The organism is Psychrosphaera sp. B3R10, from assembly GCF_018861025.1.
Taxonomy (GTDB): Bacteria; Pseudomonadota; Gammaproteobacteria; order Enterobacterales; family Alteromonadaceae; genus Psychrosphaera; species Psychrosphaera algicola.
Map to the genome: position 1 here is coordinate 174,969 of NZ_JAHKQH010000026.1, position 15,988 is coordinate 190,956.

Here is a 15,988-nt window from a genome sequence, read left to right on the forward strand (position 1 = left end):
ATAGTAAATTAAATTGCCGCTAGCGGTTTAAAATATATAAGGCAGCAACAAAAACCTGAAAAGTAAATCACCAAAACCCCAAATAAAAGTTCCGGCCATTAATAACGAGACCTCTAAAATACCGAGTTGAAAACGAACATGGTCTTTTAAATAATCCAGTTTATCTTCAAATTCATCTTCGATACTTAAGATCTCTTTATCTATGTATTCTTTCGGCGCGTTGTATTTTCTCAATTTTAATTTTGCTTTAGACAACGCCAATCGATGTTGGATATTCAATCGGCTGACAAGTAATCGTTCTTGAATTACGCCACCGATGCTTGACCAAACGCCCAGCAGGGTTACCAAGCAACCACTGCGAGTTACCCACTCGATATCGACAAAATTTATTTTTGTTAGATAAATCCCGATACCGACTAATATTACCGCTAATGCCCAAGTCATAATGGGTTGTCTATTTTTAATATTGGCAATGTCTTCGTTGTATAAAACTTTTGGATCATTCAAGGTAATAAGATTCTTTAATTTAATGTTTAAAACTATGCAAACGGTGTTTTAACCATAGCGTATGAGCGAACTTATGTCTTATACCCTACTTTTATTCACAACGGTAGAACAGACAAACATTCGGTAAATAAAAGTTATTATTCATTTAATTAAAGCCCACTTTTTTGCCTCAATCTTCGATAAGTCGCCGTATTTATTATATTAAAAACCTAGGAATACCAGTTCAGTTTAACCCTAACTCATTATTAAAATGACAAAACAGTTATGAGGTTGTGTTAAATATTATTAACATTTAATGTTAAAAATGTTTGACATCAAAAAGAGAATACCTTACCTTTCATGTCAAATATATTTAACATAAAGGAAACTCAAATGTCTTTTCACGAAAAATCCTCTTGGATAATGGCGTTATCTTTATTAGTAAGTTCAGCACTTTATTTTTTTATCATGGTGTCAATGTCTGGAACGGAAGATTTAGCCGCACCAAACCTTCCTGTACTGATTGTTTTCACTATTGTTTTAACCGTTTTAGCAACAGTTGGTCATATTATAATTGCCGCGCTAAAGCCCTCCGAAGCAATCGACACGGTTGATGAACGTGAGCAACAGTTTTTTGCAAAGGCAAAAAGCATTGCCTCAAATGTGCTGGCAATAGGTATCTTTATTTCACTCTTTTTGTTTATCTTTTCAACGAGTGGCAACTTGCTATTTTATATGGTGCTTGGCAGTTTAATTGTGAGTCAACTCACTGAAGAAATTATGAAAATTGTATTCTACCGAAAGGCACTTTATTAATGGCAGCAAAGCAATTGCCAGTGGCAAACAATGTTAAGGAATTACGAGAATCTAACAGCGAGATGACTCAGACAGAACTTGGCGAAGCCGTTGGAGTCACTCGACAAACCGTTGCCGCGATAGAACAGCGACGGTATGCCCCAAGTTTGGAAACGGCATTTAGGATCGCTCGTGTATTTAATGTTGGCATCGAACAAGTCTTTGAATGGGACGAAACCTTTGAATAAATTTTGAAGTAACTGCCATCATGTTTAACTCATTTGTTATTTTAATTTACTAGCAGTTAGCTGTTAATATTGACCACATCAATTGAAACATAACTAGTGTGAACATTCATACAATACAACTTACAAAATCGCGAACTAGACTTCATGTTAAGTCAATTGCCTTAAATCACATTAAAGTGGTTTAAGGCAATTTGGATTGGTATAAACACAATTGTGAACGTGACCTTTCCTTTTTAGCGTGTTGTAACTGACCGCGTAAAAACTCGATAAGCAAAAGCAGGTAAAATAACCTTACCAGTCAAGTCAGTTTTTTCCCCCGTAAAACCATCTTGCCACATTTTACCCGATACCGTTTTAGGTATGTCAAAGCTAACACTCTGTTTTTTTGTATTCGCCAAAACCAGCACCTGTTTTAAATTGGTTGAACGTGTGAATGCGACAACATCTTTTGAACTAAAAGCTTCTAACGACCCTCGGCGCAAAGCTTCACTTTCATTAAACATTTTAAGAATTTTAGTGTATTCCGCCGTTAACGAAGATTTACGTTTCCAATCAATATCTTGACTGGTAAATGGAAATGTTAGTGCGTAGGGCAAACCAATTTCCTGACCGTTATAAACCATTGGGGTTGCCTGCATGTAGGCTGCGATAACAAAAGCAGACATTGAAGCAGCTTCTCCACCAAATACAACTTGAGGTGTTCCCTCTGCGCCATTAACATCATGATTGGTTGTGTATCTTACAATCCGCTGATCCGCTCTTGAATCTTTGTAATCGTCCGCATGTTCATTATCTAATTTGCGTGCATCACCGCCGTTAAATACGTCTTTGAGTCGGTCAAAAAAATGAAAACCAAAATTGAAATCGAATCCCAATGCGTAGTTTTCACTTCGCGCGCCTTCTGCTAATAACAATAGATTGTGTGATTTAATCGAGCGCAGGCTCTTAATAGCATCTTCCCAAAAAGCCAAAGTTGGGCTGTCAGAATAATCAAATCGAAACCCGTCAATATTGGCGTTAAAAACCCAATAACGCATAGCATCAATCAGTTCTTGTTTCATATTATTATTTTCAAAATTAAGCTGCACAACATCGGCCCACCCATTTGGGATTGTTAGCATTCCTTTGCTATTTCGTGAATGGAAGTCTTTGTGGCTGCGAACCCAAGGGTGGTCCCAGGCAGTGTGATTTGGGACAAAATCTAAAATAACGGCCATTCCACGAGCATGAGCACCATCAACTAAGTTACGTAAGTCTTTTAACGTCCCGTACTCTGCTGCAATGCCTTTATAATCGATAATACTGTACGGTGAATTAACCGACTTAAGCTTGCCATTAGGGTAAATCGGCATCAAATAAATAACATTAATACCAAGCGCTTTAATGTTGTCGAGTCGATTAGTAACATGCTGAAAATGACCACTTGGGCTAAATGCTCGCATATTCACTTGATAAATTACCGTATCCTGTGGTGCCGGTACTTTATTAAAAGGAACAGCGTATTGTGAATATTCCAGTGCAAAACTGTTAAAAATGAAACCCCAAACCCCCATTATCGATAGAAATACACGTTTAAAGCGAACTCGTGAACTCAGCAAGTTGCCAATGTTTTTAGGAGCGAACAGGCGTAAGCCTAGATGTGTTGATTTACTCATTCGTGCATTCCTCATTAAAATAAATTTCATGCCAACAGCGCATGATCGGTTTGTTTATATATAAACGTCGTAGCGTCAGCATTCGTAGAATGATTTGATGAGGGTTAAAGCAGGGTTAAGATTTTAAAAAAGAAGGATGTCAGTGAATACTTAGACAATACGATTACGTAGGTGTGTTGATTTATAAGCTGCCGCAATAAAGGCAATAGGCGTAACAATATTCGACAAATTTTGTTGTAGAAATTAGGGTTAACTTAACCCGAAATTAACCACAACTGCATTACTGTGGTATTAACGACTTAAACAATGTCATTAACAAACAAAATTAATAGATTAAAAAGAATCTACTTTTCAACATAACTCACCATCAGCCATGCTTGCTGGGGAGTGGCTTCTGACGTGACTTTAAGTTTGATATTTAATACCGATGGGTTGGCATTATGCGGTAATTCAAAGTAGAGATCTTTTGAATCCGCTAATACTGAATAATATTTAACTTTAAATATTGACGGACGATTGTTGACCAGTCCAAATTTTGACTCTTCGATAAACGAGTTGGTATTGGTAAAGCCAAATTCATGTTGCCAATCTTTGCTAGTAATTTTAAATCGTTGGCCGTAATTATCGATGGGTGCTTTTGAAATATCGAGATTATTTAGGACGTATAATTGTTTATCGGCGTCATAGGTAAATTTGTTGTAGATTGTTGGATTCCAACCGGTATATGAGTTGGGCAAGTATAAATCGAAGTCAAGTTTATAACCACTTTGTTTGTAAAAACTGTCTTCTGTTAGTGGTGCAGACGCTTTTTCAACTAAGTAATTGTTATCACAACCTAATAGCAGCCCAAAACAACAAGGTAAATACAACAACCAAGATTTTATGTTAAATCGTAAAGTGGACATATCAAACCTTTATAAATTAACGTTAAGTGCAGCTAAGAAATCAAATTGTACAAATGATAATTCATCATAGCGAAATTGTTTTTTAAGGAATATAGCATGCATACGAATGTTTCATTAATTATAACGTTAAGTGGTGTTAGGGCATGATTAGCTGTATACAAAATGTTAAGTACTAACACAGACAGTAAATTAATAAACAACGTTTTGATTGACTAAACATAGTCATTAGACGATTAAAACAAGGCAACGTGTGACCAACAATAAATGTGTTCAAACAATATATGCTATTGTCACAAGCTTAAGAGCGCATGTGATCTTTGACCAATCGTTGAACAAAAACGAAGGGGTTATTAAGGACATCCGGCTGAAAGATACCATTGATTTACGGTACCGATTCACCTTTTTATCAAATCGTTACTTAATTGATTTTGCTGACGTTAAGAAATTTTGTCAGGGAAATAATATATCTACTAGAAACCAAACTTGTCACACTGGCATGTTTTACGCTAACCACCATAGGCAGTCTTAAAATGATCAATTTTAAGTTAGGGCAATTTAAAATAACCTTTGTCGTTACGATATCGGCTATTTTGTTTATATTTTTGTATCTTGCTTATTCTAGTTGGCATTTTCAACAACAATACGTTCATGATCAAAGTGAAGATCTCAACGAGTTTACCAATCGTTCAATTTCTAGAATAAACGCCAACCCTCACCGCTTTATCGGCGAAAATAAAGAGATAATAGGAACGCAACGAATGAAGCTCGTTGATGACTTTAATGAGTTATCTAAAATACTGCCGGCTGACGTTGGTAAAGATGATTTGGTGTATGAACAAATAAATGTCATTTTTCTCAAATTTAAAGGTTTTTTTTCGGTATCCGATGTCACCCTAGTTTATCCGGTTGACGTTGATGGTATTCAGTTTTATGCCTATGCCTATACCAGTAACGCCATTAATGACGCTCGATTAAATACACACCTAAGTGAAGGCCTACAACCAGCAATATTTCTTGCTATTGCCCTAATATCTATACTGTTAATCGTGCAACTTATGCAAATAAATAACGTCGGAAAAATGGTAAATCAACTGGCTAACTGGGCCGATACTTTGTCCACAACTAAGAAGTTTCAACCGCCACCAAAATTGGCTTCTGGCGGCATTAATTTCCTTGCCCATACCATGAGTAATAGTCTTAATACTTTTAGCGACATTTTAGAGAAAGAACATACGTTTGCCCGCTTTAGCAGCCATGAGCTGCGCACTCAGGTTGCGGTGCTCTCCGTTAATATGGAAATACTCGAAGTCATAATGAAGGACTTGTCCTCGGAGGAACGCAAAGTTCTTAACCGAATGTTAATTGCGATTGAAGATATGAAGTACCAAACCGAAGCTCTATTATGGCTAGGTAAAGCAACAGAAAACGAGCTAGAGTTTAGTGACTGTAATATTGTTGAAATTTTAAACAAAGCAATTGAATTAAATAACCATATTATCGAAAACAAAGATGTGAAGATCATTATGTCTGGCGGCGACTTGACCATTTTTAGTCAGGAAACATTATTGCAAATAGCCTTGAACAACTTGATCCGAAACGCATTTCAAAATACCAACGAGGGGCTTGTCCATATCGCCGTTGCTCGTAGTAGTTTTTCTATTGTAAATACCAACATGGGTTCGCCTGGGAATAGTAAAAATTTAGATGGTTTTGGTATAGGTTTGGTTCTTGTACAGCGTATTGTTGAAAAGATAGACCTCGTTTATAACGTCGAAAACTTTGATAAGGGCCGCTCAGTCGAGTTGTCATTGGCAAACGTAATCATCGATGTCAGTGAAAAATAGTTGATAACCCTAAAATAAATGCAAAAGCTTAACCGTTATTTAACCTCAATTTATTTATATTTCTTTACTGTCTAAATTAGTTAAGGAACACAATGAATAAATTTACTTTTGCAATAATTCCGCTTTTAGTAATTGTTATTCCAGGCTGTAATTCAATATTTTTGCCTAAGTCAGTCACTACCGAAAATTCGAATATCAGTGCGTCCCAACAAGACGACCGTTTTTCAAAGGAGTTTGTCCCTCAATGGGCGAAAAGTGCCATTTGGTATCAAATTTTCCCCGAACGGTTTAGAAATGGCGACGTAACAAACGATCCACAACTTATCGATGCTAAAGGTGCGGATCCTGCGGAACCGGCCAAAACTTGGGAACTTCACCCCTGGGGAAGTGACTGGTACAAACTGCAAGAGTATGAAACAACCAATGGTGAACCAGAACTTTGGAAACATCTTTTGCGCCGTCGTTATGGCGGTGACTTACAAGGCGTCATTGACCAATTGCCTTATCTACAGGATTTAGGTATAAACGCCATCTATTTAAATCCAATATTTGACTCACCATCGTTGCATAAATACGATGCGGTTTCATACCATCATGTCTCACCCAATTTTGGTCCCGATCCGATCGGTGATAGAAAGTTAATAGACCAAGAAAACCCACTTGACCCAGACTCTTGGGTTTGGACATCAGCCGATGAATTAGCCCTTAAGCTTATTGCAGATGCACATAAAATGGGCATTAAGATCATATTTGATGGTGTTTTTAACCACATGGGAGTTAACAGTTTTGCTTTTAAAAATTTAATGCAACACCAGGAAAAATCACCGTTTAAAGACTGGTTTATTGTGCATAGTTTTGACGATAAAGAAGCCGGAACCACATTTGATTACGAAGGTTGGTTTGGCGTTAAATCCCTTCCTGAATTTAAAGAAGATGAAAACGGCCTAGTACAAGGTCCTAAAGATTACGTATTCGCAGCCACCGAACGCTGGATGAATCCAAAGGGGAAAGGCGCCGAATATGGCATCGACGGCTGGCGACTCGATGTTGCATTTTGTATTGCACATCAGTTTTGGAAAGATTGGCGCGTACATGTGAAATCCCTCAATCCAGATGCATATTTGACCGCAGAGATTGTTGATACACCCGACAATGTCAAACCTTATATGCAAGGTGATGAGTTTGATGGCGAAATGAATTATAACTTTGCCTTTGCCGCATCTGAATTCTTTTTTAATCCCGAAAACATAGCAATAACTGCGACTGAATTTGACCAAAAACTGGCTGAACTTCGTACCTTGTATCCAGCAGGTGTTGCCTACACAGTCCAAAATTTATTTGGTAGCCACGATTCAAATCGGATCGGTTCACATATTGTTAATCGCGGTATTGGTAACTTTAGAGATTGGGCTCAATATTTCAACCTCTCTCAAGCTGGCAATAACCGAGACTACAATGTTCGAAAACCTAACGAACAAGAAATTAATTTACAAAAGTTATTTGTCACCCTGCAAATGACCTATGTCGGTGCTCCAATGATTTATTATGGAGACGAAGTTGGTATGTGGGGCGGTAATGATCCAGATAGCAGAAAACCAATGATTTGGTCTGACATTAACTATCAGGACGAAATAACCAACCCCGATGGAAGTCACAGAGCACCCGATAAAGTCAGTGCTAATTTAGAGTTACGGGAACATTATAAAAAAATGATAACACTAAGAAACTCTCATCCGGCATTAAGTGTCGGCGACTACCAAACTTTAGTCACGGACGATAAAAATGGTATTTTGGCGTTTCAGCGTCAATTTGAAGACGAAACTATCTGGGTGATAATTAACAACTCAGGGGAAGCTCAAACGGTTAACATTTCGTCTTTATCGTTTAGTAAAGCCCGTAATCTAACTACTCTCGATAATGTGATTGCCAACAACGGCTACATGACAATTGCGGTACAACCTAAATCTGGTGCTGTTTTTAAAGTAAAATAAAATGCTTTCCAGCTAGTTATTAAACAGCACTTAATGCGAAAAAAAATTAAGTGCTGTTCTCATTATCGGAGCATGTTGTTAACCTATTCTTAACTCTTTATTTTATAAACTCCTTCCCTAATAAACCCTGCACTATATAGATTAAGTGTAAATCCAAATAATATCCGTTTGTTTTTGGAAACGGATTAAGTTTAAACAGAGAAAAGTATGAAAAATATTTTTGCCGTCTTAAGTGTGTTTGTCATCGCCGCTTGTTCACAAAACGCCCCTTCAAAGTCAGGCCAGCTTTCAGTTGCCTCGCCAGATAAAACATTAACGTTAGAATTTGTTGTCAACAAAAAGGGAGAAATAGGATACCAAGTTTTGCATCAAACTAAAGGAATGGTGATTGATACGTCTGCACTTGGGTTTGCTTTTAAAAACATGCCCACGCTCGACCGATTTGAGGTACTAACAACTAAACAAAACTCAGTTTTGACTGAGTGGACTTCACCTTGGGGGCAAAATAAGCAACACCAAGATAGTCATAACGAATTGTTGGTCAAGTTTAAAGAGAAAGACGGTGGCCGGTTACTAAATGTCAGAGTTCGTGCATTTAATGATGGTGTCGGTTTCCGCTACGAATTTCCTCAGCAAGACTCCATGAATGACGTCGTAATCATGGACGAAAAAACTCAATTTATATTACCTACGGAGCAGCAAGCATGGTGGATAGAAGCCAATTATGACTCTTACGAAAAACCTTATCAACATACGCCTCTTTCACAAGTTAAACATGCAAATACCCCTCTGACTATGGTAGCACCAAATGGGTTACATATTAGTATTCATGAAGCGGCTTTAACTGACTACTCTAGTATGACTCTGATTTCTAAAACTAAAAATACATTAGAAGCCGAACTTGTGCCCTGGGCGAATGGCGAAAAAGTGGTCAAAACCGTTCCTTTTAATACGCCTTGGCGCACCATACAAATTAGCGATAATGCCGCAGGCCTTGCTAATTCAGACTTAATTTTAAATTTGAACGAACCAAATCAGTTAGCGGATACCAGCTGGATTAAGCCAATGACTTACATGGGCATTTGGTGGGAGATCCATTTAGGCGTTGGAACTTGGAATATGGGTGAACGCCATGCAGCAACTACAGAACGCGCCATAAAGTACATTGATTTTGCCGTTGAAAATAATGTTGGCGGTGTGTTATTTGAAGGTTGGAACAAAGGTTGGGGACAGTGGGGAAAACGTGAGGCTTATGTGGTACCAGCCGATGATTTTGACCTCCAAAAAGTGGCTGATTATGCTCGTGAGAAAGGCGTTAAAATAATTGGCCACAACGAAACGGAAGGCCGAATTGAAGCCTATGAATCCCACGTTGAAGAAATTTTTAAGATCTATACCGATCTTGGTATTAACACCGTAAAAACCGGCTATGTTGCAGAAAAAGGCTTTATTAACGGCGAGCATCATCAAGGCCAATATGGCGTTAATCACTACCGTAAAATTGTGAAGCTCGCTGCACAATATAAGATTATGATAAATGCCCACGAGCCAATCAAAGACACAGGTATTCGACGCACATGGCCAAATATGATGACACGTGAAGGTGCCAAAGGCGGTGAATGGAATGCATGGAGTGAAGGGAATTCTGCAGAGTATTTATTAACACTGCCTTTTACTCGTTTATTAGCAGGGCCTATGGATTATACCCCTGGTATTTTTGATATCGATTACAGTCATTTTGAAGGTAAACGATACAATTGGGCAGGCGAACCGCAAACGGGTGACTATCGTGTACATACCACACTTGCCAGGCAATTAGCCGACATGGTGATATTATACAGCCCGTTACAAATGGCGTCCGATGCCGTTGAAAACTACGAAGATCATCCGGCATTTACATTTATTCGAGACTTAAAAATGGACTTTGAGAGCTCGTTTGTTGTTGATGCAAAAATAGGTGAATACATTACGGTTGTGCGTCAAACAGGTAACGAATGGTTTATCGGCAGCGGCACCAATAACACCGCCCGCACATTACGATTAACATTGGATTTTTTGCCAAAAAGCCAAACGTTTATTGCGGAAATTTATCGTGACGATACAGACACCCACTTCGAAACAAATCCAGAGTCTTACAAGATAGAGAAAATAGAAGTGACCAGTACCGATGAATTACCTTTAATATTGGCACCCGGTGGTGGTCAAGCAATTCGAATTTCAGCTAAATAATCAATGCAGTTTCAAGCCTTACAAGTTAAGTTAATCTTGTAAGGCTTATCGTTCCTCGATAGTCTTATGCTGAAAGTAGCTTTAACTTTTCATTAAGTTTGCTGTTTTCGCGGATTAGACGTTTGTTCTCTCTTTCCAATTGTTTTAGTTTTTGCGCATCTAATCTTGCCTTATCTGGCAACAACATACCCTGTTCATACAAATGAAGCCATTTTACCAAGTTTCTTTTTCCCGCCTTAAATTTTTCTGATGCGGCTTGGATGGTCATCTGATTTTCGATAATCGTTTTTACACATTGGAGTTTAAATTCGTCACTATAATTTTTGGGCATAACTGCAACTCTGTCTACGCTTTGTATCTATTACCGATAACTTATTAAGGGCAATCTCTTTTACGAATTGTCCTTTTTAAGGGGTGTTGAAAATTGTATTCAGCTAAATTACGTTATTTCTAAACACATCTTTAAAAATGCCTTAATGCAATCATTCCACTGAACGGCATTCTAAGTTACCGAAACACAATGTAATCCGTATAGCCGTGTTTATTAATCTTAAACTATGCAAGGTTAGAATAAGGTTAAGTTTAAGTTTAAGTTTAAGTTTATAATAAATAGATATTACTATTTAAAAGAATATCAAAGGACAACAAACGCTATAATGAGACCAGTCACACCCTAACGAATTAATATTAATAGATTATATTTAAACACGAATGAGATAAATTATTTACAGGAGTTCTTAACCAAAAATTAACCCCGCCCAACATATTATTGCACCATCTTTTATGAATTGTGCTTGATGTTATACGGACAATTATTATTCATGGAACTATCCTCTTGGATAACAATCACTAGTCTGTATCTGTTCATTTCTCTTTATAAGCGGTAACTCAAATTAAAAACAAAATTTGAAAAAAATAATAATTAAGGGTTTGTTCATGAATATAAAAATAATAATTGGGCTTAGTGTTTTCTCGCTGCTCTGCGGTTGCTCTAGCGACTCTGACTCAAGTGATGACGCCACCAATCAACAAGAAACAACAGCAAGTACGCCATTACCAATCACACCTCCCATTGTGGCAAATGACGACGACCGATTTATTGATACTGATCTAGATGGTATCGCAGACAAGTTAGATATGTGCAGCGAAACCATAAGCAATGCAGAAGTTGATGCCCAGGGTTGTTTAACGTCAATCCGCATTCAAGCAGAAGATTATATTGAATACCTTGATTTAACCGATGGGAATGCCGGAGCTCAATACCGCAATGACAACGTGGATATTTTTACTGCGGGTGATACAGACGCCGGATATGCAATTAGAGACACCCAAATTGCTGAATGGCTAAGTTATAAAGTCACTTTACCAGAGGGCTATTATCAATTAAACAGCCGTGTTGCCTCCTCAACAGGTGCAGGTCAATACAGTATTTATCTCAATGACCAACCAATAGGCTTAGACACAATTAATCATGTTATTGGTGATGATAAAAGTTGGAGTACGCGCCGCGTGACTAAAACTCTAATTTCAGCCGGTGAGCACACGCTGAAGGTCTTTATCGACGAAGCGGGCGTTGACTTAAACTGGTTGGAATTTGTCGCCACAGGGCCAACCGTGTCATGTGAAGATGGTAAACCAACACTTGAAAGCAACTTTGAATGTGAAGTAACACCGTTGACGGCGGAACAATCTAAAGCAACCCAGGACCGGATTTTCTATGAAATGAATTTCAGCGTACTTGGCCGCGACAACGCGTTGCAAAAGGTCACAGCGCAACTTGATCACATAACCTCTTTAAACGTTGATACCCTATGGTTAATGCCTCTTCATCCTCGTGGTGGCACAACCGAAACGACTTTTAACGTAAACTATTTATTACCTGATAGAGAATACAGCCTAAGCCCTTATGGGATTTCTGACTACCTTACTATTGAAGAAAATCTTGGCGATATTAACGATTTACGGTTATTGATAAATGAAGCACACAAACGTGGCGTGTCCGTTATTTTAGATTGGGTGGCAAATCATACATCGTGGAATCATCCTTGGTTATTAAACAAAGACTGGTATACCCAAATAGACAATGTCGTTGTACAACCTCAAGAATTTGCATGGTATGACGTTGCAGATCTGAATTTTGACAACTCGCAAATGCGTGCTGCAATGATCGACAGTATGATTTACTGGATTAACATTGGCGTAGATGGATTCCGATGTGATTACGCTGAGGGGGTTCCAGATGATTTCTGGCAAGCCGCCATCAGCCAAATCAGAGACGTTAACCCCAACGCCATTATGTTGGCTGAAGGCACTGTTAACCATTTAAACTTAGGGTTTGATTTAACCTATTCGTGGGAATCGAACACCAGTGTTAAAGACGCCATTGAAACTGCAGATGCGACGCTAGTAACCGCTCGTCAAGAATTACAAAACTCAACCTACAACATGCAAGCGGGTACACATTTACTACGATACTCAACAAATCATGACCTATCTGCGTGGGAAGAAAATCCAATTCAAATCGCTTGCGTTCAAATAGAAGAAGATTGCACAGCATTTACCGAACTTGCACAACAAGGTGCACTTGCACAATTTGCATTGCATTTATTTTACGGTGACGTGCCATTAATTTACAGTGGCCAAGAAGTTGGTGAAGAAAAAAACATCAGTTTCTATGGCGATGACATCATTGATTGGACCAAAAACGCAGGCGTATTAGCCGAGTATCAACAGTTACTTTCTTATTATTCTGATTCAACAATTACCAAGTTAGGGATTGAAAAGTCCTATCCAGATGACACAGTTGTCGCTGTGCAAAAAACACATGGCGACAAACGGCTGGTAATGTTAACCAATGTCCTAAAAACAGAAAACACCTTCATTATTCCAGAAGGTTTACAGGGAGATTATGTCAATGCGTTAACTGGTCAAACTGTGGTTTTAGATACCAATTTTGTCTTAAGTGCGTTTGAGTATGTATTACTTACTCAAGATTATGCTGAAGCGGGTCCAGCCTACGGAGATACTCAATTGTATATTCGCAGCGATTTTAATGGTTGGTCAGCTTATGATCCTATGATTTATGTTGGGAATAAAACCTACATAGGTGCCGCAAATATCAGTGCTACTGGCAGTTTCTATTTCAAATTTGCTAATGCTGAATGGAACTTCCGAATTGGCGCCGAAGGCATAGCACCACTTGACCAACCTTTAGTTTTGTCAATTCTTACGGATGATTATGACCCAGCGCAAACACTGCAAATTGACGACATAGGACTTTATGTCTTTACGTTAAATACCCAAGATCCAAACGCACCGGTATTAACCATAAGCAAAGATATTACAACTTACGCTGGTGTTCCACTTTACATCCGTGGCTTTGATGATATTTGGGACACATCTAGACCCATGACTTACTTTGGGGCTGGTTATTACGCTTTTGATATTATCGCAAATCAAAATGCCGACTTGAGTTTCAGCAAGTACTTTAAAATAGCCTCAGAAGCCTGGAGCAATCCCAATGCAGGCGGCGCACAAATTGTATTAAACGGCGACTTTGTGGTAGTACAAGAAGTTGACGATGCAATGAGCTTAGGTTTAACTGAGCAGACTAAATTGCGTATTATTTATCATGCAATTGACGACACCACAAACGAAGGTGAAGTTACGGTATTATCTTTACCACTTCCCCCTTCGGATTAGCGTTTTAGAAAGTAAGATAAATAAAACACTACATTAGAAGTTAATGTTAAAAACCTCAAACCCCCATATTTGAGGTTTTTAATGTCTAATAATTTGGATGATTATTAATCTAACCAGTAGCACATAAAACAGTTTTACCACATTATTAATCACTGCTATCCCCCTTTAAAAACCAGATCATAACTGAATTCAGGACACAATTCAGCCAAGTAGGCATCACTGCATATTTTCCAATGTTCAGCACATCGGAGACAAGCACACATATGAAGTTGACTGGCATTACAGCTCGTTTATTCATGTACACATTTAAAACTAGATAACTCGTGGAAATCGGTTGACGTAGTGACTGATGTAGATTTGGAGAGGTAAACAAAGCGGCTTTTCCTCGCCTTAAATAACATTGAAACAGGTGTTTGGGGAAGTAAAAAGCAGTTAAAACGTCTGATAAATGATGTAATAACAGTTCAGCAGGTCTAATAACCGCGTTCGATAGATAAATGGACGGCATTCTTAACAAGGAGACGATTTAGGTTAACTCGTCTCCACAAATCTAATTATTACTTAGGAATAACGGCATTGGCTGCCAATTTATCCGATGGTGTTGCGCAATAAATACCGTAAAATGCAATATAAACAAAACAAAGAACAGGTACGACAAACGCATATTGTAAACCAATCGCATCGGCGATACTCCCCTGAATCAACGGTAAAATCGCGCCGCCAACGATGGCTAAGCACAAAATGCCAGACCCTTGACTGGTGTGCTTTTTTAATCCAGTAATTGCCAAGCTGAAGATGGTGGGGAACATTATTGAGTTGCATAAACCAACCAATAATATTGCCCACATGGCTAAATACCCCGTAGAGAACATAACGCACAACAACAAAAGCACTGCGCACATTGCGTTAAATGACAATAATTTTGCAGCTGATATTTTCTGCATTACTGCAGCACCGATAAATCGGCCGACCATCGCGCCGCCAAAATAATAGGCTATATAATTAGCAGCTTGGGACTCTTCTAAACCCGCAATAGAATCCATCGACAAGAAACTAATGAGAAAACTGCCGATCCCAACCTCAGCACCGACATAAACAAATATTCCGACTGCTCCTAAGGTGAGCTTGGGGAACTGCCACGCCGAACCTTCACTTTGTTTTTGGTCGCCATCAACGTTGTTTGCGCCTAATTTAGGTAAATTAATGAAGGAAAATATAACGGCTAAACAAAACAGAACGCCGGCCAAAAGCAAATAAGGTATTTGTATAGCCAATATGTCATTTTCTGTTATCGACGACAAAATTAGCCAACTGCCAAAAAATGGTGCAAGCGTGGTACCCAATGAATTAAACGCCTGCGAAAGTGTTAGTCGAGACGAGGCCGTTTTTTCTGCACCTAACACACTAACAAATGGATTAGCGGAAACTTGCAATAGTGTAACTCCCGTCGCGAGAACAAAAAGCGCCCCCAAAAAGAAGTTATAAGACGAATAACTGGCTGCCGGATAAAATAGTAAACATCCTAAACAGGCTATTAGTAATCCTGTGACGATGCCCTTTTGAAAGCCAATTTTACTAACAAGCTTGCCCGCAGGTATCGATGAAATAAAATAGGCCCCAAAAAAGCAAAATTGAACCAACATGACTTGTGTATAATTTAAGGCGAATAACCCCTTTAGATAGGGAATTAAGATATCGTTGAGGCAAGTAATAAAACCCCACATAAAAAACAACGCGATCAATGACCTTAGCGCAAATTTGTAGTTTTTATCCTCCAGTGAATTGGCTGAATTTTGAGCGTTTCCCAAACTAAAAGTTTGCCCTTCTATTAACTGCCCTTTACCTGCTGATTCATTCAATATTGCCTGTTCTGGTACTGCCATAAATTGTTCCTTCTTAGTGATTAGTATTGTTTAAGACCAAGTGTAAAACAAAGGCTTCGACCCCTTTATTTACGGCGCTAAACGCCATTGCCTAATCTTAAATTGAAATGACTAAATGAATCCTTATTGGTCGTTTTATTCACAAACTACATGCATAAATTTGTTGCCAACAAGGGGGGATTAGTCTGAAATCACTATATGGGACCTGAAGTTAATAAGCGGTTACCGAAGTAGAGGTTTTTGATTTTAA

At 38.5% G+C, this 15,988-nt stretch carries 11 protein-coding genes; 6 read left to right on the plus strand and 5 right to left on the minus strand.

Annotated features, from left to right (window positions below; all coding sequences use genetic code 11):
• Nucleotides 1-27 precede the first annotated feature (27 nt).
• Nucleotides 28-507 carry a hypothetical protein gene (locus tag KO525_RS10300; RefSeq protein WP_215963719.1) on the minus strand — a complete coding sequence of 160 codons (480 nt, stop codon included), beginning with the start codon at nucleotides 505-507 and terminating at the stop codon, nucleotides 28-30.
• A 372-nt stretch (nucleotides 508-879) separates the two neighbouring features.
• Between KO525_RS10300 and KO525_RS10305 the strand changes: the two genes are divergently transcribed.
• Both KO525_RS10305 and KO525_RS10310 read left to right on the plus strand, forming a co-directional pair.
• Nucleotides 880-1,302: a hypothetical protein gene (locus KO525_RS10305; RefSeq protein ID WP_215963720.1), complete on the plus strand. Its 423-nt coding sequence runs from the start codon at nucleotides 880-882 to the stop codon at nucleotides 1,300-1,302.
• The gene (locus tag KO525_RS10310; protein WP_215963721.1) at nucleotides 1,302-1,529 is read left to right on the plus strand and encodes a helix-turn-helix transcriptional regulator; all 228 of its coding nucleotides are present in this window, start codon (nucleotides 1,302-1,304) and stop codon (nucleotides 1,527-1,529) included. The genes KO525_RS10305 and KO525_RS10310 overlap by 1 nt, the downstream gene beginning before the upstream one ends.
• Before the next feature lie 233 nt (nucleotides 1,530-1,762).
• Here KO525_RS10310 and KO525_RS10315 read toward each other — a convergent pair whose 3' ends face one another.
• Together KO525_RS10315 and KO525_RS10320 are read right to left on the minus strand one after the other, a co-directional pair.
• Nucleotides 1,763-3,184, minus strand: a complete 1,422-nt coding sequence (locus KO525_RS10315; RefSeq protein WP_215963722.1) for an alpha-amylase family glycosyl hydrolase — start codon at nucleotides 3,182-3,184, stop codon at nucleotides 1,763-1,765.
• Between the two features lie 344 nt (nucleotides 3,185-3,528).
• Nucleotides 3,529-4,089 (minus strand): hypothetical protein, encoded by a 561-nt coding sequence (locus tag KO525_RS10320; RefSeq protein WP_215963723.1) that lies wholly within the window; start codon nucleotides 4,087-4,089, stop codon nucleotides 3,529-3,531.
• Nucleotides 4,090-4,619: 530 nt separating this feature from the next.
• Between KO525_RS10320 and KO525_RS10325 the strand changes: the two genes are divergently transcribed.
• From KO525_RS10325 to KO525_RS10335, 3 genes are all read left to right on the plus strand, one after another.
• Complete coding sequence (locus tag KO525_RS10325; protein WP_215963724.1) at nucleotides 4,620-5,933, plus strand: HAMP domain-containing sensor histidine kinase; 1,314 nt, start codon at nucleotides 4,620-4,622, stop codon at nucleotides 5,931-5,933.
• A gap of 92 nt (nucleotides 5,934-6,025) precedes the next feature.
• Nucleotides 6,026-7,924: a glycoside hydrolase family 13 protein gene (locus KO525_RS10330; RefSeq protein ID WP_215963725.1), complete on the plus strand. Its 1,899-nt coding sequence runs from the start codon at nucleotides 6,026-6,028 to the stop codon at nucleotides 7,922-7,924.
• A gap of 207 nt (nucleotides 7,925-8,131) precedes the next feature.
• Nucleotides 8,132-10,153 (plus strand): glycoside hydrolase family 97 protein, encoded by a 2,022-nt coding sequence (locus KO525_RS10335; protein ID WP_215963726.1) that lies wholly within the window; start codon nucleotides 8,132-8,134, stop codon nucleotides 10,151-10,153.
• Nucleotides 10,154-10,217: 64 nt separating this feature from the next.
• On the opposite strand, the gene KO525_RS10340 is transcribed toward KO525_RS10335, so the two are convergent.
• Nucleotides 10,218-10,484 (minus strand): transposase, encoded by a 267-nt coding sequence (locus KO525_RS10340; protein WP_215963727.1) that lies wholly within the window; start codon nucleotides 10,482-10,484, stop codon nucleotides 10,218-10,220.
• A gap of 605 nt (nucleotides 10,485-11,089) precedes the next feature.
• Here KO525_RS10340 and KO525_RS10345 point away from each other — a divergent pair.
• Entirely contained in the window at nucleotides 11,090-13,855 is a 2,766-nt protein-coding gene (locus KO525_RS10345) for an alpha-amylase family glycosyl hydrolase (RefSeq protein ID WP_215963728.1), read from the plus strand.
• A gap of 557 nt (nucleotides 13,856-14,412) precedes the next feature.
• Here KO525_RS10345 and KO525_RS10350 read toward each other — a convergent pair.
• Nucleotides 14,413-15,738, minus strand: a complete 1,326-nt coding sequence (locus tag KO525_RS10350) for a sugar MFS transporter (protein ID WP_215963729.1) — start codon at nucleotides 15,736-15,738, stop codon at nucleotides 14,413-14,415.
• Nucleotides 15,739-15,988: the final 250 nt, after the last annotated feature.

Bases quoted from the DNA above. Each gene is read 5' to 3' on its own strand.
- KO525_RS10315 (WP_215963722.1), bottom strand. From the start codon at position 3,184: ATGAGTAAATCAACACATCTAGGCTTACGCCTGTTCGCTCCTAAAAAC.
- KO525_RS10335 (WP_215963726.1), top strand. From the start codon at position 8,132: ATGAAAAATATTTTTGCCGTCTTAAGTGTGTTTGTCATCGCCGCTTGT.
- KO525_RS10350 (WP_215963729.1), bottom strand. From the start codon at position 15,738: ATGGCAGTACCAGAACAGGCAATATTGAATGAATCAGCAGGTAAAGGG.
- KO525_RS10345 (WP_215963728.1), top strand. From the start codon at position 11,090: ATGAATATAAAAATAATAATTGGGCTTAGTGTTTTCTCGCTGCTCTGC.
- KO525_RS10330 (WP_215963725.1), top strand. From the start codon at position 6,026: ATGAATAAATTTACTTTTGCAATAATTCCGCTTTTAGTAATTGTTATT.
- KO525_RS10310 (WP_215963721.1), top strand. From the start codon at position 1,302: ATGGCAGCAAAGCAATTGCCAGTGGCAAACAATGTTAAGGAATTACGA.
- KO525_RS10325 (WP_215963724.1), top strand. From the start codon at position 4,620: ATGATCAATTTTAAGTTAGGGCAATTTAAAATAACCTTTGTCGTTACG.
- KO525_RS10305 (WP_215963720.1), top strand. From the start codon at position 880: ATGTCTTTTCACGAAAAATCCTCTTGGATAATGGCGTTATCTTTATTA.
- KO525_RS10320 (WP_215963723.1), bottom strand. From the start codon at position 4,089: ATGTCCACTTTACGATTTAACATAAAATCTTGGTTGTTGTATTTACCT.
- KO525_RS10340 (WP_215963727.1), bottom strand. From the start codon at position 10,484: ATGCCCAAAAATTATAGTGACGAATTTAAACTCCAATGTGTAAAAACG.